At 71.2% G+C, this 19,366-nt stretch carries 19 protein-coding genes and 2 pseudogenes; 1 reads left to right on the forward strand and 20 read right to left on the reverse strand.

Going from position 1 to position 19,366, the window contains the following annotated elements:
• Positions 1–687 precede the first annotated feature (687 nt).
• Both ACFWY5_RS20530 and ACFWY5_RS20535 read right to left on the reverse strand, forming a co-directional pair.
• Positions 688–1,512 (reverse strand): phosphotransferase, encoded by an 825-nt coding sequence (locus tag ACFWY5_RS20530; protein ID WP_379608990.1) that lies wholly within the window; start codon positions 1,510–1,512, stop codon positions 688–690.
• Between the two features lie 281 nt (positions 1,513–1,793).
• Positions 1,794–2,117: pseudogene (locus ACFWY5_RS20535) on the reverse strand (ISL3 family transposase); the annotation flags it as partial.
• Between the two features lie 163 nt (positions 2,118–2,280).
• Here ACFWY5_RS20535 and ACFWY5_RS20540 point away from each other — a divergent pair.
• Positions 2,281–2,790, forward strand: coding sequence for a DinB family protein (locus ACFWY5_RS20540; protein WP_379608989.1), 510 nt, complete (start codon positions 2,281–2,283; stop codon positions 2,788–2,790).
• Positions 2,791–2,843: 53 nt separating this feature from the next.
• On the opposite strand, the pseudogene ACFWY5_RS20545 reads toward ACFWY5_RS20540, so the two are convergent.
• The 18 genes and pseudogenes from ACFWY5_RS20545 to ACFWY5_RS20630 form a co-directional block, all read right to left on the reverse strand.
• Positions 2,844–3,041, reverse strand: a pseudogene (locus tag ACFWY5_RS20545) (ISL3 family transposase); the annotation flags it as partial.
• A gap of 152 nt (positions 3,042–3,193) precedes the next feature.
• Positions 3,194–3,943, reverse strand: a complete 750-nt coding sequence (locus ACFWY5_RS20550) for an SRPBCC domain-containing protein (RefSeq protein WP_379633600.1) — start codon at positions 3,941–3,943, stop codon at positions 3,194–3,196.
• Entirely contained in the window at positions 3,936–4,520 is a 585-nt protein-coding gene (locus ACFWY5_RS20555; protein ID WP_379608986.1) for an ArsR/SmtB family transcription factor, read from the reverse strand. Before ACFWY5_RS20555 ends, ACFWY5_RS20550 begins: the two co-directional genes overlap by 8 nt.
• A gap of 31 nt (positions 4,521–4,551) precedes the next feature.
• Positions 4,552–5,094 carry a TIGR03086 family metal-binding protein gene (locus ACFWY5_RS20560; protein WP_379633602.1) on the reverse strand — a complete coding sequence of 181 codons (543 nt, stop codon included), beginning with the start codon at positions 5,092–5,094 and terminating at the stop codon, positions 4,552–4,554.
• Entirely contained in the window at positions 5,091–5,564 is a 474-nt protein-coding gene (locus ACFWY5_RS20565) for an NUDIX domain-containing protein (RefSeq protein WP_379608984.1), read from the reverse strand. Before ACFWY5_RS20565 ends, ACFWY5_RS20560 begins: the two co-directional genes overlap by 4 nt.
• A gap of 4 nt (positions 5,565–5,568) precedes the next feature.
• On the reverse strand, positions 5,569–6,375 hold the full coding sequence (locus ACFWY5_RS20570) for an alpha/beta hydrolase (RefSeq protein ID WP_379633604.1): 807 nt from the start codon (positions 6,373–6,375) through the stop codon (positions 5,569–5,571).
• Positions 6,376–6,420: 45 nt separating this feature from the next.
• Positions 6,421–7,656 carry a condensation domain-containing protein gene (locus ACFWY5_RS20575; RefSeq protein WP_379633606.1) on the reverse strand — a complete coding sequence of 412 codons (1,236 nt, stop codon included), beginning with the start codon at positions 7,654–7,656 and terminating at the stop codon, positions 6,421–6,423.
• Positions 7,657–7,666: 10 nt separating this feature from the next.
• Positions 7,667–8,362, reverse strand: coding sequence for a helix-turn-helix domain-containing protein (locus ACFWY5_RS20580; protein WP_379608981.1), 696 nt, complete (start codon positions 8,360–8,362; stop codon positions 7,667–7,669).
• A gap of 201 nt (positions 8,363–8,563) precedes the next feature.
• On the reverse strand, positions 8,564–11,290 hold the full coding sequence (locus tag ACFWY5_RS20585) for a glycoside hydrolase family 2 TIM barrel-domain containing protein (protein WP_379633608.1): 2,727 nt from the start codon (positions 11,288–11,290) through the stop codon (positions 8,564–8,566).
• Between the two features lie 23 nt (positions 11,291–11,313).
• Entirely contained in the window at positions 11,314–11,826 is a 513-nt protein-coding gene (locus tag ACFWY5_RS20590) for an OsmC family protein (protein WP_379608979.1), read from the reverse strand.
• Positions 11,823–12,440, reverse strand: a complete 618-nt coding sequence (locus ACFWY5_RS20595; protein WP_379608978.1) for a VOC family protein — start codon at positions 12,438–12,440, stop codon at positions 11,823–11,825. The genes ACFWY5_RS20590 and ACFWY5_RS20595 overlap by 4 nt, the downstream gene beginning before the upstream one ends.
• A complete protein-coding gene (locus ACFWY5_RS20600) occupies positions 12,437–12,988 on the reverse strand; it encodes an alkylhydroperoxidase domain protein (protein WP_379633610.1) in 552 nt (183 codons plus the stop codon). Before ACFWY5_RS20600 ends, ACFWY5_RS20595 begins: the two co-directional genes overlap by 4 nt.
• Positions 12,985–13,554 carry a CMD domain protein gene (locus ACFWY5_RS20605; protein ID WP_379633612.1) on the reverse strand — a complete coding sequence of 190 codons (570 nt, stop codon included), beginning with the start codon at positions 13,552–13,554 and terminating at the stop codon, positions 12,985–12,987. The genes ACFWY5_RS20600 and ACFWY5_RS20605 overlap by 4 nt, the downstream gene beginning before the upstream one ends.
• Positions 13,551–14,525 (reverse strand): putative FMN-dependent luciferase-like monooxygenase, encoded by a 975-nt coding sequence (locus tag ACFWY5_RS20610; protein ID WP_379608975.1) that lies wholly within the window; start codon positions 14,523–14,525, stop codon positions 13,551–13,553. Before ACFWY5_RS20610 ends, ACFWY5_RS20605 begins: the two co-directional genes overlap by 4 nt.
• A complete protein-coding gene (locus ACFWY5_RS20615; RefSeq protein ID WP_379633614.1) occupies positions 14,522–16,039 on the reverse strand; it encodes a dipeptide ABC transporter ATP-binding protein in 1,518 nt (505 codons plus the stop codon). The genes ACFWY5_RS20610 and ACFWY5_RS20615 overlap by 4 nt, the downstream gene beginning before the upstream one ends.
• Complete coding sequence (locus ACFWY5_RS20620) at positions 16,036–16,803, reverse strand: ABC transporter permease (RefSeq protein WP_379608973.1); 768 nt, start codon at positions 16,801–16,803, stop codon at positions 16,036–16,038. Before ACFWY5_RS20620 ends, ACFWY5_RS20615 begins: the two co-directional genes overlap by 4 nt.
• A complete protein-coding gene (locus tag ACFWY5_RS20625) occupies positions 16,800–17,681 on the reverse strand; it encodes an ABC transporter permease (protein WP_379633616.1) in 882 nt (293 codons plus the stop codon). Before ACFWY5_RS20625 ends, ACFWY5_RS20620 begins: the two co-directional genes overlap by 4 nt.
• A gap of 20 nt (positions 17,682–17,701) precedes the next feature.
• Positions 17,702–19,327: a TIGR04028 family ABC transporter substrate-binding protein gene (locus tag ACFWY5_RS20630; RefSeq protein ID WP_379633618.1), complete on the reverse strand. Its 1,626-nt coding sequence runs from the start codon at positions 19,325–19,327 to the stop codon at positions 17,702–17,704.
• Between the last annotated feature and the right edge of the window lie 39 nt (positions 19,328–19,366).

Genomic DNA, 19,366 nt, shown 5'->3' on the forward strand with positions numbered 1-19,366 from the left:
CCCTTGGGCGGGGTCCGGGGGGGGGGGCGCTGCGCGGGGGGGGGCTGGGGCTGTGACCGGGGGGGCACCCCCCCGCACCCCCGGCGAGAGGCCTCCGGCCCCTCGCGCTCCCCGGGTCGTGAGCCGGTTGGCCGGGAGTCCATACCCACCCGGCTGAGTGCCGCTTGGCGGGAGCCTGGGTTGGGACCGAGACGGCGCGGAGATCGGGAGGGGGGCGAGGGCCGGGGGCGGTGGGATGAGGTCACGGACCCGCCCACGCTGCCGCCAGGGCCCCGCGGCGGACTACGGCCGGGAGCGGTGCGGAGTCCGGGTGGCGTGGGCGCAGGGTGGCGTGGGCGCGGGGTGGCGTGGGCCCAGGGTGGCGTGGGCCCAGGGTGGCGTGGGCCCAGGGTGGCGTGGCCGGGACAGCTTGGAGGGACGGTGGCGGTGGGGTCACCGGCCCGCCTGGGGCTCGAGGCGGAGGCGGGCTGCGGAATCCGCGGTGCGTGGACCCACGGGCAGCACGGAACACCGGGCGGCAGGGCCCGGAGCAGCCGGGCCCGGGGCGGCGCGGAATCCGGGGACAGCGTGCTCGGGCCGACGGAGCCTGCGGCGGCGCGGAGCCCGGGGCGGTGGCGGTCAGGGCAGCGGTATGTCCGCGGCGCGGGGTGGTGCAGCTGGGTGGGCTGTGTGGACCGAGGGGGTTGGTTAGGGGTGGGGTGGGTTTTGGGTTGTCAGGGTGTGGATCCGGGTGGCTGCTTGGTCGGCTATCTCGTGACCGGGTGGGCGGGTTACCAGGTCGCTCAGGGCGAACATGTCCAGGACCCAGCCCAGGTATTCCCAGCCGTCCGGGTGGTGGCTGCCGAAGGTTTCGCGGAAGGTGTTCACGAAGTCCTCGGGGTAGTCGGCGCCGAAGCGGGTCATGTTGGCGGCGTCGCCGTACGGGCAGCCTGAGTAGGCGAACTCCCAGTCCAGGATGGCGGTGACGTGCCAGGCGCCGCGGGTTCTGGCTACCAGGATGTTCTTCGGGTTGATGTCGGCGTGGACCAGGAAGGGCTGGGTGTCGATCTCGCTCAGGGCCGGGGCATGGGCTGTGCAGAGGGCGAGCCAGGCTTCTCTTGTCCCGGGGTCCAGGCGGTCGCCTGCCGCGGCCATGCAGGTGGCGGCCATCTCTGGGAGTTGTGATGACCACGAGGGTTCTGGGGGGATGGACAGGGCGGCGTCAGCGAAGAAGCCCGGACGGTCGAAGGTGACGGTGGCGATCTGGGCGACCACCCGGCCTACCTCCTGGCCCAGTTCCTTCATGCCGGGTTCGGTGAAGGCCTCGGTCAGGGGGATGCCGGGGACGTATTCCAGGATCATGGCTTCTGGCAGCAGGTGGAGGACCTCGGGGACGGGGACGTGGTCGCGGGCCACCGCCATCACCGCCGCTTCGATCGCCGGGTCGGGGCCGCCCAGCCGTACCACGACCTGGCCGTCGGGGAGCTCCAGGAGGCATGTCTCGTGGGAGAAGCCGCCTGCCAGCGTTGACACCGATGTCACCGGGCTGCCTAGGGTCTCGGAGATCAGGCTGAGGTCTTCTGGGCGCATCGGGCCAGTATTCAGGGTTCGGCACCTGGGGCGGGACTGAGCCTCCATGGCCTCACGGGGTCAGTTTGACGGTCGGGCGGGTTCGGTTGCCTCGGGTTTCGAGGGTCAGGGAGGTTCTGTCCGTGACCGCCGAGATGTCGCCGTTTCTGGCGAGGACGCGGACGTTGACCGGTGTACCGCGGCCGGGCTCCCCGCGGAAGAGCTGCGATCTGCCACGGGCTATGTCGCGACAGCTTCGCCCGCGGCTCGGCGGCCCGCGACGTGTCCTGGCGCCACACGTGACCGCACCCGGTGCACAGGTATCGGCGGAGGCTGACCTCCAACACCGTGGGCCGCCACCCGAACGGCTCGTGCGCCAACCGCCGGACCACCGTGTCCCTGGCCGCGCCCTGGCATCCGCAGCGACGACACCAACTGTCGGGCTCGACAACCCGGCACCGGAAAATCGCCCGATCAGGCTCCAACCGCTGCCCGAGCACTTCGAGCCCGAGATCATCAAGACGAGCGAACGTGGTCAGGTCAGGGCGGGCGAAGGTAGCGTCAGACACGTCGAGGTCTTCCAGATGGACGGCATATTCACCTCCATCCTCGGGAGACCTCGACCCGTACCCGGCCATCGACGCGCCGACCGGACTACACCCTCAACTGCGACTGCGAAGAGCCCAAAAATAGCCTCGGTGCGAGGGTCGGCCCGCGTGCTACGTTCCGGCCATGACTAGACCCGGTGAGATCCTCGGCAGCGTGTTCGCCGCCAGCGAGCGCGAGCAGCTCGAGACGTTCCTGGATTACCTGCGCGACGCCGTCGTGCGCAAGGCCCGCGGGGTGTCGGAGGAGGACGCCCGGCGCAGCCCCGTGCCGACCGGCACCAACCTCGGCGGCCTGATCAAACACCTGCGTTGGGTGGAACTGGGCGGGTTCGCCGAGCAGATCGGGCAGATCCCCGCCGCGGAGCTGCCCACGCCGCCGTGGACCGACGCAGACCCGGAGGCCGACCTGCGGCTGGAGCCGAACGAGAAGCTCGACGACGTCATCGGCGCCTACCAGGCGGAGTGCGACCGCTCCCGCGAGATCGCCGCCCAGCACAGCCTCGACTACGCCGTCACCACGCCGCGGGGCAGGGAGCTGACGTGGGTGTACCTGCACGTGATCGTGGAGACCGCCCGGCACGCGGGCCACGCGGACCTCCTGCGCGAGATGATCGACGGCAGCGTCGGCGACTGACGGCTCGCGACGCGTCGTCGGTCCGTGTTCCGGGTCGTCGGAGGCGGCGTTACACGGTATCGGCGGAGGCTGACCTCCAACACCGTGGGCCGCCACCCGAACGGCTCGTGCGCCAACCGCCGGACCACCGTGTCCCTGGCCGCGCCCTGGCATCCGCAGCGACGACACCATCTGTCGGGCTCGACAACCCGGCACCGGAGAATCGCCCGATCGGGTTCCAACCGCTGCCCGAGCACTTCGAGCCCGAGATCATAGTCACCTCCATCCTCGGGAGACCTCGACCCCTACCCGGCCACCGACGCGTCGACCGGACTACACCCTCAACTGCGAAGAGCCTCACTTCCGGCTGTGACGAAGAGCAGTACGGGCTCGCCTCCGCGCCGGGTTCAACGGGGCGGCGGAATCAGCGGTAGGTGTCGGCTAGGAAGGTCTTCCAGGCCCGTTCGGTTTCCTTGACGTCGTCGGTGCCGAACAGGTGGACGGCCATGTCCACGCCGCCGCCCATGCCCTCGCCCAGGCCGTGGAAGCGGTAGAAGGCGTCAGCGGTCCGTACGCCGAACATGAAGCCCTTGTCGCCCGAGATGACCACGTAGTCCACGACGCCTTCGGCTCCGTCTGGCGTCAGCCGTACCCGATCGCCTTCCGCGGGGGCGGCGGGGAGGTCGAGTGCGGCGCTGAACCTGGGCCAGAGGTCCGTCTGGCCCTTGGGGCCCTCGGCCAGCGCGTAGACGGCGGTGCGGCCGGGGAAGTGGAGGAGGTACTGGGCGAGGGTGTAGAAGTACTGGTCCCAGCCGGTGTTGAGGCTGGAGATGAACTCCTCGCCCCAGCCTTCGCCGACGTGGCCGGAGTGGATGAAGCGCAGGACCGTGGTGTCGCCGTCGCGGCCTTCGATCAGGTACTCGTAGGCCTGGAAGGCGCCGTCCTCGCCTTCGGCGCTCTTCACGGCCAGGCGGTTGGGCGGGTTCCAGCCGGTGATCGTGGATTCCTCGGTGACGCCGGGTACGTCGAGGCGCATGACGCCGCCCACTCCCGGCTCGATGGCGAAGGGGAACAACCACGAGCTCAGCCCGGGTCCGGTGGCTATGGCGTCCCAGACCTGCTCGGGGGTCGCCCGCAGCTCGGTCTCCTTCTGGATGGAGAAGTCCTTACCCATGCTCTGGCTCCTTGACGACGGGGTGGACGGCGATCAGCAGCCGGTGATCGCGTCCTTCTTCGGTGTGATATTTGCTGATGAGAACGGCGACCGAGGTGGCCAGTTCCTCGGCGAACGCCGCGCGCTCGGCGGCGGAGGCGAAACGGATCTCGCCGTCTACGGCGAACGTTGCGAGGCGCTTCTTGGCTTTTGCCGCGCCGGTGATCAGTTCGCCTAGTTCGCGGACGAGCCGGGCGCCGAGCGCGAGGAGCCAGCGGGCCGACAGCTGGTCGGGCGCGCGGGCGGGATCGGGTTGTACGGCGCCGAGCGCGCTGGGCGAGATCACGTACGACGCGGCGGAGGCCCGCATGACGCGTTCGGTGAAGTTGCCCTTTTTGCGCTCCTCGACGAGTTCGACGAGGCCGTGCTTCTCGAGTGTCTTGAGGTGGTAGTTGACTTTCTGCCGGGCGAGGCCGACCTTCGCGGCCAGCGTGGTGGCCGATCCGGGTTCGGCGAGAGCGGCCAGCAGCCGGGTGCGCATCGGGTCGAGTGACGCCTCGGCCGCGGCCGGATCTTCGATCACCGCGATGTCGTGCATGCCTCCAGGCTGCCCTTGAAAAATAAAACTGTCAAGCCGACCTGCCGAGGAACGCCAACAACCGATCGGAAGAACGCGCAGGTGAGGCGGGCCGTACCGGAGCATGGAAGCGGTGCGGCCGGTCGTCGTCGTCCACGAACGCCAGCGCGAGATCGAGCAGTGCGGCGGCCAGCGGCTCCGGCACGGGACGGGCGTGACCGCAGGCGGCGGCGACGTCCCAGCCGTGGACCGCCACCTCGATCGCGCCGATCCCCGCCACCACCTCGCGCGCCAGCCACGCGTCCCCGACGGCGACCTGCGAGCAGCGGGACGCGCCCGGCCAGGCGGCGAGCAGGCGGCACGCCCTGCGTTGCAACATCCCGGCCGGGTCGCCCTCGCAGCCGGTGGGCCGGAGCGCGACGTGGCCGAGGTCGCCCGCCTCCGCGAGCGCGAGCAGGGAGTCGTTCATGTGGTCGAGCAGCGCGCGCAGGTCCCACCGCGCGCAGGGCGTCCGGTTGCCCAGCAGCTCAGGTCTGACCAGGACCAGGCTGCCGAGGGTGTAGCTGACGGCTCGTTCGAGCAGGACGGCGCTCACACAGGGATAGACCCGGCCCCGCCGGGGAAATCATCGCCTCCGGCCGGCCACCCGAACACGGCGAACGGCTCCGCGCGCCCGATCGCGGCCAACGCGGCGGCCGGATAGTCCACGGTGTCGGCGGGCAGCCCGGCCAGCGGATGCCAGCCGATGGCCGAGCACTTGTGCGGCTCGGCGTTGTACGGCTCACCGGCCCACTCCCGGGCGGCGAAGAACAGCCCGACCCGGTCGGGCGAGCGGTGCATCACATGGACGAACCGCAGCGCGGCGGCCGCGATCACCACGCCGACCTCCTCGCGCGCCTCCCTGATCGCGCCCTCCACGACCGTCTCGCCCGGCTCCAGGTGCCCGCTGGGAAGGTGCCACTGGCCGTCGCGGTAGCCGGTGCCGGCCCGCCGGATCAGCAGCACCTCCTCCGGCACACGCAGGAGCAGGACGTGCACGTCCACGATGGCGCGGAATCGATCCACGAGGCTAGGAGAGGATCCGGTCCACGAAGGCGGTGACCTCGCCCAGGACCTCGTCCCTGTTGGTCTCGTTGAACACCTCGTGCCGGGCGCCCGGGTAGACGCGCTCGCTGAAGTCGGCGCCCTTGATCGCCTCGACGCCGCCCCGGCTGCCGCTGAGCGGGACGAGCTGGTCGTCCTCGCCGTGGATCCACAGCGTGGGCAGGGCGCCGAGCGAGCCGCCACCGGCGATCTGGCCAAGGGTGCGGGCGAAGGCCTGCAACGTGGGGCGTTTGAACGGGCCGTGCCAGACGAGCGGATCCCCCGCGTACGCGGCGCCGACCGCCGGGTCGCGCGAGAGCGTGGCGGGGTCGATCGGGATGTCGGGCAGGTCGTCCATGGCGAGCAGGACGCCGATGACGTCCCAGGAGCCGATGACCGGGCCGGACAGCACGAGCCCGGCCAGGTCGGCGCCGTAGCGCTGGGCGTACCGGGCGGCGATCATGCCGCCCATCGAGTGGCCGATGACCACGACGGGCAGCCACGGGTGGTCGGCTCTGGCGCGTTCTTCCAACTGGTGTACGTCGGTGACGACCTCTTCGAAGTCGTGGATCAGGACGCGTTCGCCCGACGAACGTCCGTGTCCCATGTGGTCGACGGCGTAGCAGGCGGCGCCGTGCCGTACCAGGTGGGCGGCCACGTGTTCGTAGCGGCCGGAGTGCTCGCCGTACCCGTGGACGAGAAGGGCGACGTAGCGCGGCGAGGGGTGGGGCCAGTGGCGGGCGGTGAGGGGCCCGCGCGTGCCGGTGAAGGTGATCTCCTGCGCCTCTGACATGCGACCTCCACCGTAGTTGCGGAGATCGTATTCCTTCCAGGGGACTCAGACCAGGGACTCCTCCACGAACAGCCGCTCCATGTCCAGCAGGTACGCCTCGATGGCCAGCGGCGACAGCATCCCCGTGTCGGCGTAGAGCGAGACCTCCATGCGGTCCGGCTCCCCGGCGACGCGCAGGTGGAAGTCGCAGATGTTGCGGTCCATGGCATCGGTCCAGGCCAGGTCGGTTTTGTCCATGGCCAGCCGGATCTGCCGCGCGTCCAGCTCGGGAGCCTGGTCGTGCCGGACCGGCCGACGGTCGTCGAAGCGGCCGAACGTCCTGACCCGCCCGGCGAGCGCCTCTTCCATCGCATAAGGGTTGTACTCCGCCCGGCGATCCGCCCGCGAGACCGCCTGCCGGCCCCGCGCGAGCAGTTCGCCGAAGTCGGGGGTGCCGAGGTCCAGGACGACCAGCCCTTCCTGGGCGATCGTGGACACCACGTCCCGCCGTCCGCCGCCGGAGCGGTTGTCGACGGTGACCCGCATGCCGCAGGTGCGCTGCCCGGTCAGCCGCCCCGCCAGGCTCACGGCCCCGGTCAGCAGCGCCGTCGAGGAGCTGACCCGTCGTCGCGCCGCCACCGTCCGGACCGCCGCGGCCAGGGCGGGCGAGGACATGGTCGCCTCCATGTACCGGGGCCGCCTGGGCGTGGCGGTCAGCTCGAAGGGGTCGATGCGCGCGTACTGCTCCAGCCACCACGCGATCACCTCGTCCGAGTGCCCGCGCCCGTCGCCCGAGACCTGCCACGCGGCCAGGTCCCGCGGCCGGTCGGCCTGGTGCGGCGGCAACTCGCCGCGCCCGAGCAGCGCGCGGAAGTCGCGCACCACCAGGTCGGCGGCGGGCCCGTCCACGGCCAGGGGGCAGAGCACCAGCACGACCTGGCGCACGTACCCGTCGGCGACCAGGAACGCCACCCGCAGCGGCCACTCGTTCCCGTAGTCGAACGGCGCCGCCGACAGCCGCTCCGACACCCGGTGCGGCCGCTCCCCCTCCACCACCTCGACCTGCGGCTCGGCGGACTCCGCGAGCGCCTGCCGTGGGGCCGTGCGCGGGCCGGTGAGCCGGGTGCGCAGCGCCTCGTGCCGGGTGATCAGCCGGTCGAGTGCGCGGTGCGCCCGCTCCGGGGTGACCGGGCGCTGGGGGACGAAGAGGCGGGCGAGGTTCAGGTACTGCTCCTGCGGCGCGGCCGCGACGACCGCGCGCCAGACGTCCTGCTGTCCCCAGGTGAGCGGCGCCTCCGTCATGAACCGCTACCTAAGCATCATCTTCCACGTCGATCTCGACGTAGTCGAAGTCGTCGCCGACCGCGCGGCGGAGCTGGCGGTGGACCTTGTTCTGGTCGTCCTGCGGGCTCGGGACGTAGAACGGGCGTCCGTCGCGGCCGAACGTGATCGCCGAGGGGCCCTCCAGGTCGCCCAGATGCCCCTTGACCTGCTCGAAGTCCTCGAACGACGAGAAGCCCAGGCCGCTCGCGTACTCCTCTGAGCCGTAGACGATCTGCCTGGCCAGCTCGATCGGGGCTTCCTGGTAGCCGGAGTAGTCGCTGAAGAAGAAGTCGCGGAACTGGCGCATGCCGCGCTCGTCCATGATCTCGGGGCCGTGGGTGACCTTGACCCCCAGGCAGTACACATCGGCCAGATACCCACAGATCGACACCCGGTTGTAACCGTGGCGGCGCGCGACCAGCACGCTGACCAGGCCGCCGGTGCCGGGCTCGCCCGCCGCCGCGTCCGTCCAGCCACGGTCAGGGGCGACCGCCAGGCCGGTGCTCCAGCCCGCGCTCACCCACGACCCGACCAGCTCAGGCGCGCTGGTGACGGTCTCGGCGGCGATCTCCCTGACCAGGGGGGCGACGATGGACGGCTTGACACCGAGCGCCCTGGCGATCTCCTTGGGCGACTGCCCGGTCGCCCGCAGCTCCCGGACCCGCTCCTTCAACTCTCCACTCACGACACGCCACACTAGCCCCATAAGGGCGCTTTTCTGTTACGGCCCAGCCGCCCCCACCCCACCCGCCGTACTCCGGCCGGCCCCCGTCCAGGAAACGGCCGTCCAGCTCACACCACCCCGCCGTTACGACCGCCCCCTTGACCAGGCACCACGGCACCACACCCCAGGGGCCGCCGTGGCGTCTGGTTCACCGGGAGGGGGTCAAGGGTGGGCGAAGTGGAGGGTGAGGGTGGATTCCTGGGCCTGGAGTTCGTACTGCGGCAGGACGCCCGGGCCGCAGGACGCGGAGCCGATGCCGTGGTGGGCCAGGTCCAGGTTGAGGTGGAAGCGGTCGCCGGGAACCAGGTCGGGCAGGTGGCGGGCTGCTTCCAGGGCTGCTGTGGTCCAGCGGCGGGCGGTCAGGCCGTAGTCGCCCGTGATCCGGAGGCCCGCGCCTGTCTCGTCCGTCAGGGTGGCCCAGCGGACCTCGGCGCGGTGGCCGTTCTCCTGGGGGAACACGTACGGGGTCTGGAGGTCGTCCACGGTCGCTGACCAGCGGCCCATTCTGGCGGCCAGGCCGGTGTCGGGGTAGGCCTCGCCGGGGCCGCGGCCGTACCACGTCACCTGGTCGTAGGTGGCGGGGATCGACATCGCCACGCCCAGGCGGGGGATCGGGTGTTTCCACTCGCCCTCCGGCACCACGTGGACCTCCAGCAGCACGCCGTCGTCCACGCCCGTCCACGTGTACGTGGTGCGCAGGCCCAGGTCGGAGGCGGCAGGGGCGACTCGGGTGACGACCGTCAGGCGGTCTCCGTCCCGGTCCACCGCGTCCACGCGGTGCGTCAGGCGGTGCAGGCCCATGGTGCGCCAGTGCCAGTCGAGGCCGCCGAAGCGCTCGTTGTCGATGGGCGCCCGCCACAGCTCCAGCCTGGGGCCCTCTACCTCGATGCCGAACAGCCGGACAAGGCGCCCGGTCCCCGGGGTGAAGTCGGCTTCGGTCAGGCTTGCCCTGGATCTCGGAGGAGGGGCCGGGGTGGTCAGGCGTACCTGGCCCCAGGCGATCTCGTGGCCCGCCGGCGCCCACGGCTCGTCGGCGGCCAGCACGGCGCGGACCGTCAGCCAGGTCTCGTCCGAGGTGGCCGGAGCCGCGGGGAGCTTGACCACGCCGCCTTCCGCCGGAACCTCCAGGATCGTGGTCACGTCCTCGACGGTCGCCTCGAAGCGCAGGTGGGTGAGGTCGCGGAAGCCGTGGCGGTTCTCGATGGAGACCTCGCCCGCGGACGGGAAGGTGATGCGGACGGGGGCGAAGACCACCTTCAGGTCCAGCAGGCCGGGTGAGGGGGTGCGGTCGGGGAAGACGAGGCCGTCGATGACGAAGTTGGAGTCGTGGACCGGCTCGCCGTAGTCGCCGCCGTAGGCGTAGCCGAGCTTCTCGTGGCGCAGGCCGTGGTCGATCCACTCCCAGATGAAGCCGCCGGCCAGCCGGGGGTAGGTGTCGTAGAGGTCCTGGTAGTCGAGCAGGCCGCCGGGGCCGTTGCCCATCGCGTGGGCGTACTCGCAGTGCACGAACGGCATGCCCCGCCGCCTGGCGTCGAGGGCGGGGTCGTCGAGCGGGGCTTCCGTGCCCTTGCCGATGGCCTCCACCTCGGCGACCGAGGCGTACATGAGGCTGTAGACGTCGGTGTCCGCGCACGTCACGTCGCCCTCGTAGTGGAGCGGGCGGGACGGGTCGCGCTCGCGGGCCCACTCGGCCATGAGGCCGAGGTTGCGGCCGGTGCCGGACTCGTTGCCGAGCGACCACATGATGATGGACGGGTGGTTCTTGTCGCGTTCGACCATGCGCCGCATGCGCTCGACGTAGGCGTCGGCCCAGGCGGGGTCGTCGCTGGGGTTGCGCCGCCAGCCGACCTGGCCGAAGCCGTGCGTCTCCAGGTCGCACTCGTCGATCACCCACAGCCCGTACTCGTCGCAGAGGTCGAGGAAGGCGGGGTGGGGCGGGTAGTGGCTGGTCCTGACCGCGTTGACGTTGTGGCGCTTCATGAGGAGCACGTCCTCACGCATGGTCTCGTACGGCACCGCCCGCCCGTGGTCGGGATGGAACTCGTGCCGGTTGACCCCGCGCAGCTTCAGCGGCACGCCGTTGGCCAGGAGCACGCCGTCCTCGATGGACACCGTCCTGAACCCGATCCGCAGCCGCACGGTCTCGGTGGGGCCCACGTGGACCGCGTCGTACAGGAAGGGGTTCTCGGCGCTCCACGGCGTGACGTCGAGCCGCGCCTCCACGCCGGGTTCGAGTCCGGTCACGCCCAGCGCCGGGACGCTGAGCAGCCCGTCGCCCTCGAAGGAGAGCCGCCCGTCGTGCGTGGCGTGCACGAACAGGTCGGCGGTGGAGCGGGTGAGCGTCACGTCGCGGAAGATGCCGGGCAGCCACCACATGTCCTGGTCTTCCAGGTAGCTGGCGGCCGACCACTGGTGGACGCGGACGGCCAGCACGTTGCGGCCGGGCACCAGCCATGGCCCTGCGGTGAACTCGGCGGCCAGCCGGCTGCCGGTGGTGAACCCGAGTTCGTGCCCGTTCAGCCAGACCCTGGCGTGGGAGTCGACGCCGTCGAAGCGCAGCACCGCGTCGTCCCAGCCTTCGGGCGCCTCGAAGACGCGCCGGTAGTCGCCGGTCGGGTTGTCGTCCGGGACGTTCGGCGGGTCGATCGGGAAGGGGTAGGAGACGTTGGTGTACGCGGGCGAGCCGTACCCGTGCAGCGGCCAGTGCGAGGGCACGGGCAGCCGATCCCACGCGGAGTCGTCGTAGCCGGGATGGACGAAGTCCAGGCTCGCGTGGGCGTCCGGGCTGAGCCGGAAGCTCCACGGGCCGTTGAGGTCGATGGCTGGGGCGTCGCCGGCCAGGGCCGCGCGGGGAGCGCGCAGCCCTGCGCTAGGTGCATGATCGAACACTCGGACATTCTTCCCAAAAAGCTCTAGACCCGCACTACCTCCCCCTTGATGTTCTGCGGGTTGCGGATGAGGTTGAGGATCGGGCAGACGCGTTCGACCTCGGCGTGGAGCCTGGCCAGGTCCTCGTCGGAGGCGGGCGACTCGATCTTCACGACGTAGCGGAAGTCCTGCGGATAGACCGGGATGTCGGTGTTGCCCGGCGCCTGGGCTCGCGGGTCGTAGGTGGCGCTCACGTCCACGGACAGGGCGTCCAGCGGCACCTCCAGCTCGGCCGCCTTGATCAGGAAGATGTGGGTGACGCAGCTGCCCAGCACTCCGGCCTGCAGCTCGGGCGAGCCGGGTCCGAGGTCGTACCCGGCGAAGTCGGCGGCGCTGTCGCTGAGGATCTGGTGCTCGCGGATGCGGATGCGGCGCACGCCACTGCGTCCCTCGGCGGTGACGCCGGCGCGCAGCGGCACCGGCCCGTCCGACGGCTTCTCGCGGCGGGCCAGCAGCGCGGCGCGCTTTTGCGTCAGGTAGTCGCGCAACGTGCTCATGCCAGCGTCACCGGGCCCTCGGGCGTGCCCAGCACGGCGCGCAGCACCACGGACTCGCCCGCGACGACCTCGGCCGTGGCGCCCAGGGCCTTCAGGTCGGCCACCAGGGTGTCCGGCTCGGGGTGCGCGATCGTGAACGAGACCAGCTCAAGCTGCGGCAGCCCCGACGCCGACGGATGCGCCGTGGCGCCCCAGTCGATGAGGAACGGCACCGGCCGCACGCCCGCCGGGTCGTCGCGCCTGGTCAGCCGCCATTCCAGCAGCGTGCCGTCGGGCTTGCGGCGCGAGAGCGGCTGCACGTCACCCGGGTCGTAGCCGGCCTGGCGGGCCTGCCGTACCGTGGCGTCGATGTCGACCGGACGCACCGCCCAGGCGGCGAGCGCCGGCGCGGTCAGCGACTCCAGCCCGAACGCGCGCGGCCGCGCGCCCGCGACCGACGGGTCAGGACCGATGATCTCCAGGTACGCCCCCTCGCCCAGGCCGACGAGGAAATTGGCGGTGCCGCCGGGATGGGCGCCACCCTCCACGGGCGTCACGCCGGTCCGCTCGGCGAACGCGGCCACCCCCTCCAGAAGGTCGGGCACGGCGTAGACAAGATGGTCGAGAGTGCTCATTCGGGTTCTCCAAGGGACAGCATGAGCCGGTTGGCCCAGTTGAAAAATGCGGCGGAATGGATGACGTCGCTGATGGCCAGATCGTCGAGCCCGGCCGCGCGCAGCGCCGCGAGGTGCCCGGCGTCCAGCGCGCCGGGCGTCGCGGCGAGCGCGGCGGAGGCGTCGATGACCGCCCGCCAGCGCTCGTCCTGGTGGGCCTCGACGCCTTCGTCCAGCAGTCGCTGCACGTCGGCGGTGCGCTTGGCGTAGTGGCTGGCGAAGCGGGCGTGCACCGAGGCGCAGAAGACGCAGCCGTTGCGGCGCGAGGTCGCGGTCGCGGCCAGCTCGCGCTCGGCGCGCGGCAGCCCGCCGTCGGCGTTGTAGAAGATGTCGTTGTCGGTCTTGGTGCGCGCGTGCAGCACGTGCGGATCGCGCGCCAGCAGCAGAAAGTACGGCGAAGCCGCCCGCGCCTTGTCGACCAGCGCCTCCCAGTGCTCGTCGGTGAGCTCCTCCTCGGCCAGCGGCGCGAGCCACGGCCGCCAGCCGATCCGGTCCTGGGTGAACTTCACGCGGCGGCTCCCAGCAGGCGCAGGCCCGCGATCACGCGGATCTGGTAGGTCAGGAAGGCGACGAGCTGCGAGAGCGTGACGATGCCCGTCGTGCTCCAGCCGGCGTCGAGGAGGTTCTGCAGGTGCTCCGCCCGCGCCTCGCGCGGCCGGAAGACCAGCAGGTGGGCGTGGTCGAAGGCGGCGGCCAGCCGGCCGTCGAGCTTGGAGCGGTGCACGGGCCCGACAGTGTTCTCCGCGGCCAGTTCCGGCTCGCCGTAGGCGCCGTACGGGCCGGTGGCCCGGCCGGTGTCGATCTCCTGTTTGACCCGGGTGCGCAGGTCGGGGGCGAGCTCGCCCAGCCGTTCCGCGTAGAAGCCGGCGACGGCGTCGTCGCGGTGCAGTCCGGCGACGAACGCGGCCACGGCGTCGCGCTCGATGAGCGTGACGTGCTCCTCGGTCTCCGGGCAGAACAACGCCTCGTAGCTGCGCTGGGCGTGCTCGCGGGCGTCGGGGCGGCGCTCGCGCAGCAGGTCCAGGCGCGAACCCGGCTGGATGCCGGCCAGCCGGTCGATCACGTCGGCGGTCATACCGTGCTCCCTTCCAGGGCGGGGGCGACTTCGGTCGCGAGCAGTTCGATGGAGCGCAGTACCTGCTCGTGGGGCGGGTCGATGGAGTGCACCTGGAAGACCAGATCGGTGACCCGCTTGAGTGTCGGGTCGGCCTTGAGGCTGGCCACGACGTCCTCCGGGGTGCCGACGTGGGCGTCCCAGGCGGCGATGAGCTCGTCCACGCCGCCGCCGTCGGGCTGCGGCAGGCCCGGCCTGGCCAGCCCCTGGGCGGCCCAGTGCAGCGCCTCCTCGCGGGTGTCGGCGACGAACGCGGTGCGCGAGGCCATGATCCGCGGCGTCACTCCGGGGGGCAGGGCGGCGTAGTAGGCGTCCACGATCGGCTTCTGGATCTCCGCCAGCGACAGCTCGGGCCGTCCTTCCGGCCGCGGCTGCGTACGCGAGAGCATCAGCCCGTGCTCGGCCCGCCCGGCCCGTTCCCCGCCGCCGACCGAGAACGTCGCCTCCCAGATCGCGTCCAGCAGTCTCGCCCCCGGCGGGTAGAGCCGCTTCCCGCCGCCCAGATCGCCCCCGGACCAGGCGTTGACCAGGACGTCCAGATGCTCGGCGTAGATCTCGTTGCGCCGCGCCGGGTCCTTGCCGAACGCCTCGAACGCCGAGGGTGTGCCGCCGCCGGCGACGCCGACCTCCAGCCGCCCGCCCGACAGCAGGTCGAGCACGGCGGCGTCCTCGGCCACCCGCACCGGGTGTTCCAGCGGCAGCGTGATGATCCCGGTGCCGATCCTGATCCGTTCGGTCCGCGCCGCCACGTGCGAGAGGAACACCAGCGGCGCGGGCAGCCCGCCCTCCTCGCCGTCGAAGTGGTGCTGCGCCACCCAGGCGGTCTCGAAGCCGAGCCGTTCGGCGTGCACGATCTGCTCCAGTGCGAGCCGGTAGCGCTCGGCGGGCGGGACGTCGTCCAGGAGCCGGGTGAAGAAGCCGAGCCGGGTCATCGCACCGGCTCCGGCACGGCGGCGAGCAGCTCGCGGGTGTAGTCGTCCTGCGGGCTGTCGAAGATCTGTTGCGTCGTCCCTGATTCCACGATGCGTCCCTTGTTCATGACGGAAACGGTGTGAGAGATCTGGCGCACCACCGCGAGGTCGTGCGAGATGAACAGGTAGGTGAGGCCGAGGTCGCGCTGAAGCTCCTCCAGCAGGTCGAGGATCTGCGCCTGGACGGTCACGTCCAGCGCGGAGACCGCCTCGTCCAGCACCAGCACCCGGGGTTCCACGGCCAGCGCGCGGGCGATGGCCACCCGCTGCCGCTGTCCTCCGGACAGCTCCCGTGGTCTGCGCTCCAGCAGCGTCGCGGGCAGCGCCACCCGGTCGAGCAACTCCCCCACCCGGGTACGGCGGGCCGCCCGGTCACCGAGCCGGAAGTTGCGCAATGGCTCCTCCACGATCCTGGCCACGCTGTGCCGGGGATCGAGCGAGCCGTAGGGGTTCTGGTAGACGAGCTGCACCCCGCGCCGGAACGCGGTGACACCCGGGATCTCCACGCTCCCCGAGGTGGCCTTCTCGAAGCGGGTGACGATGCGGGCGGTGGTGGTCTTGCCGGAGCCCGACTCCCCCACCAGCGCGTGCGTGCTGCCGGTGGCCACCTCGAAGGACACCCCGTCCACCGCGCGGAAGCCCCCGAACTCCTTCACCAGGTCCCGCACCACGATCGCGGGCCGGGTCCGCGGCGGCGGCTCCTTGAAGGCGCGGGCGCTCAGCGCGGGTGCGTCCGCCAGCAGCCGCCTGGTGTAGGCGGCGGCCGGGGCGGCCAGCACCTCGCGGGTGCCGCCGCCCTCCTCCACCCGCCCGTCGCGCATCACGACGAGCCGGTCGGAACGGGCCGCCGCGATGCCCAGGTCGTGGGTGACCAGCAGGACGGCGGTGCCGTACTCCTGCCTGAGGTCGTCGATGAGGTCGAGGATGCGGCGCTGCACGGTCACGTCCAGCGCGCTGGTCGGCTCGTCGGCGATGATCAGGCTGGGCCGCAGCGCGATGGCGGCGGCGATGAGCACACGCTGGCGCATGCCGCCCGACAGCTCGTGCGGGTACTGCCCGGCCCTTCTTTCCGGGTCGTCGAGGCCGACGCGTTCCAGGAGCTCCAGGACCCGGCGCCGCCGTGCGGACCTGTCCCCATGCCTGTGGATGAGCAGGGTCTCGGCGATCTGGACGCCGACCTTCTTGACCGGGTTGAGGGAGTTCGACGGATCTTGCGGGACCAATCCGATCTGGGCGCCGCGGATCGCCCGCAGGCGGCGCTGCGACCAGCGCGCGATGTCGGTGCCGTTGAGCAGGATCTCGCCGCTGTCGCCGGGGTGCAGGCCGATGATCGCGTTCGCCGTGGTGGTCTTGCCCGAGCCGGACTCGCCCACCACCGCGACGAACTCGCCTTTCCCGACGCTGAGCGAGACGCCCTTGACCGCCTCGTGCCCGTTATAGGAGACGCGCAGGTCCCTGACGTCGAGCAGGCTCATCGGATCTCCTTCGAGATACGGCCGGCGGCCAGCACCACCGCGACCACGACGGCGCCGGGCAGCGTGGTCAGCCACCACGAGGTGGCCAGGTAGTTGCGGCCTTCGGAGATCAGCAGGCCCCATTCGGGCGTGGGCGGCTCGGCCCCGTACCCGAGGAAGCCGAGCGTGGAGATGGCCAGGATGGCCACGCCGAACTGCAGGGCGGCCAGCGCGACGACCGGGCCGAGCGAGTTGGGCAGCACGTGCCGCCACAGGACCGCGGCGAAGGTGCCGCCGCTGCCGAAGGCCGCCTCCACGTAGTCGCTGCGCCGTACCCGCACCACCTCGGCACGGGCGAGGCGGGCGAAGGCGGCGACCGAGCCGACCCCCACCGCGATCGCCACGTTCACCGTGCCGGGGCCGAGCAGGATGATCACGGTCAGCGCGAGCAGCAGGCCGGGCACTGAGAGCAGCACGTCCATGAGGCGCATGATGATCTCGTCGGCGGGCCCGCCCGCCGACCCCGCGAGCAGCCCGAGCAGGGTGCCGAGCACGAGTCCGACCCCGACCGCGACGAACGCGCCCGACAGCGAGTGCACGGAGCCGTGCACCACGCGGGCGAAGACGTCGCGGCCCACGGCGTCGGTGCCGAACCAATGGGCGGCGCTGGGCCCCTGCAGTTTCTCCGCGGGTACGCCGTTCAGCGGGTCGTAGCCGGTGAACAACCAGGGCACCACCGCCCAGAGCACCACCAGGGCCACCACGAGCCAGGACAGCCACCTCATCGCGCCAGCCTCGGGTCGAGCACCGGGAACACCAGGTCCACGAGCAAGTTGACCAGGACGAACACCGTCGCCGCCAGCACCACCACGGCCAGCAGCACCGGCGTGTCCTGGGCGTTGACCGCCTGCTCGGTGAGGCGGCCGACGCCGTTGCGGCCGAAGACGGTCTCGGTCACGACCGAGCCGGCGATCAGCTCGCCGAACGTCAGGCCGGCCACCGTCAGCGTGGGCGGCAGCGCGTTGCGTGCCACGTGCCGCCACAGGATCCACGAGCGCGAGGCGCCCTTGGCCGCCACCACCGGGACGAACGGCTGCGTGAAGACCTGGTCGAGGCTGCGGGCCAGGACCTGCGCGATGGGCGCGGAAATCGGCACCGCCAGCGTCAGCACCGGCAGGATGAGCTGCTGGATCTCGCTGCCGCCGATCACCGGCACCAGCCCGAGCCGGAACGAGAACACCTGGATCAGCAGGATGCCCAGCCAGAAGGCCGGCACCGAGATGAACAACGAGGGCACCGCCAGCAGCACGCCGCGCAGCCGCGAGCTGTGACCGGCGGCGAACGCGATGAGCACGGCCAGCAGCACCGCCAGCACGAACGCGGCCGTGGCCAGCTTGGCCGTCTCCGGCAGCCCTTCGGCCAGCCGTTCGAGCACCGGGGTGCCGGTGTCGACCGAGTAGCCGAAGTCGCCGCGCAGGAAGCCGAGGACGGTGTGCAGGTAGCCGCCTGCGTCGTAGTAGGCGCGGATCTCGGCGATCTGCTCGGGCGACAGGCCCAGCTCCGGGTTCTGGAACTTGATCAGGATGGAGTCGCCGGGCATCGCCTGGAGCAGGATGTACGCGGCGGTGAAGGCGGCCCAGAGCACCAGAAGGGCCTGACCCACCCTCTTAGCCAGATATTTCGTCATTTATTGAGCCAGACCGAGTAGAAGCTGGGCCGGGCCACCGCCTCGAAGGCCACCCCCTGGACGTACGGCGCCACGCCGTACACCTGAGGCTCCTCGAACAGCGGGATGGCGTAGCCCTGCTCGATCAGGTACCGCTGGATCTCGCCGACCTTGGCGTTGCGGCGCGCCACGTCGGCCAGCGCGGACTGCTCCTCCAGCAGCGTGTCGAGCTTCTTGTCCGTGGACAGGATCACGTCACGGTTCTTGCTGTGGAACTGGCTCTTGATCACGTCCTGGTCGGCGCGGCCGACCATGCTGTGGGAGACGGCGGTCTTCTCGGCGTCCTTGATGTCCACGGCCATCGTGCCGGCGTCGGCGGGGCGGATCTCCAGCTTGATCCCGAGCTTGGACCACTGCTGGGCGACCAGCTCCAGCGTCTGCTTCGACAGCGGCTGCGGCCCCGCGACGAAGACGCCGAGCTGGAGCTTGACGCCGCCCTTCTCCCGCGTGCCGTCGGCGCCGCGCGTCCAGCCCGCCTCGTCGAGCAGCCGGTTGGCCCCGTCGAGGTCGTAGACCAGCTCCTTCGACAGGTCCACGTAGCCCTGGGCCAGGTGGCTGAGCACCGAGGTGGCCGGCGGGTAGTTCTCGGTGAAGAGCGTGTCCACGACCTCCTTGGCGTCCGTGCCCTTCTGCAGCGCCTTGCGGACCTTGACGTCCTTCAGGATGCTGTTGCCCGGACGCAGGTAGAGGCCGTTGTTGACGCCGCGGGTCGGTTCGGCCTTGACGGTGAAGCCGGCCCCCTTGACCGTCTGCTCGTCGTAGGCCTGCACGTAGCGCACGTAGTCGGCCTGCCCCGAGGTCAGCGCGCCGACGCGCACGTTGTCCTCCGGAGTCACGATGATCTTGACGAGGTCGAGGTACGCGCGGCCCTGATGCTCGGAGGACGGCGGCGCCCAGTTGTAGTCCTTGCGGGCCTGAAGGTCGATCTCCTTGTCCACGATCTGCTTGGCCAGCGTGAACGGCCCCGAGCCGATCACGTTCTTGAGCTGGCACTGCTCCTCGTACGGCAGGCCGATCGTCTTCTTCGACACCAGCCCCGCGCCGATCACCGAGGTGCCCTGCAGGAAGCCGGGCGAGGGCTTGTCGAAGAAGAACCTCACCGTCTTCCGGTCGACGACCTCGGAGCGCTCGTAGTTGTTGACGAACTCGGCCGGGGGCAGCTTCAGTTTCTCGTCGCCCTTGCCGTACACGTCGAAGTTGGCCGCGACCGCGGCGGCGTCGAGCGGGCTGCCGTCGCTGAAGGTCACGCCGTCGCGCAGGTGGAAGGTGTACTCGGTGGCGTCGTCGTTCACCTCCCACTTGGTGGCGATCCACGGCTCGATCTTCAGGGTCGCGGGGTTCTGCCAGGTCAGCTTGTCGGTGATCTGGTTGAGCACGCCGCCGTTCGGATAGAACCCGGCCGCGGGCAGATAAAGGCACGTGGGCGGCTGATGTTCCAGGTAGGTGAGCGTGCCGCCGTAGACGGGCTCGCCGCCGGCGGCTTTGGCTCCCGCGGCCGATCCGGTGCCGCCTCCACAGGAGCTCAGCAGCCCTACGACGGCGAGCATGGCGACGCTGAAGACCGCAGGTCTGGTTGAGGACATGGAACGACGACCCTTCACTTCCGGGGACTTACGCGACAA

Origin of the sequence: Nonomuraea sp. NPDC059007 (assembly GCF_042740555.1) — a bacterium.
Taxonomy (GTDB): domain Bacteria; phylum Actinomycetota; class Actinomycetes; order Streptosporangiales; family Streptosporangiaceae; genus Nonomuraea.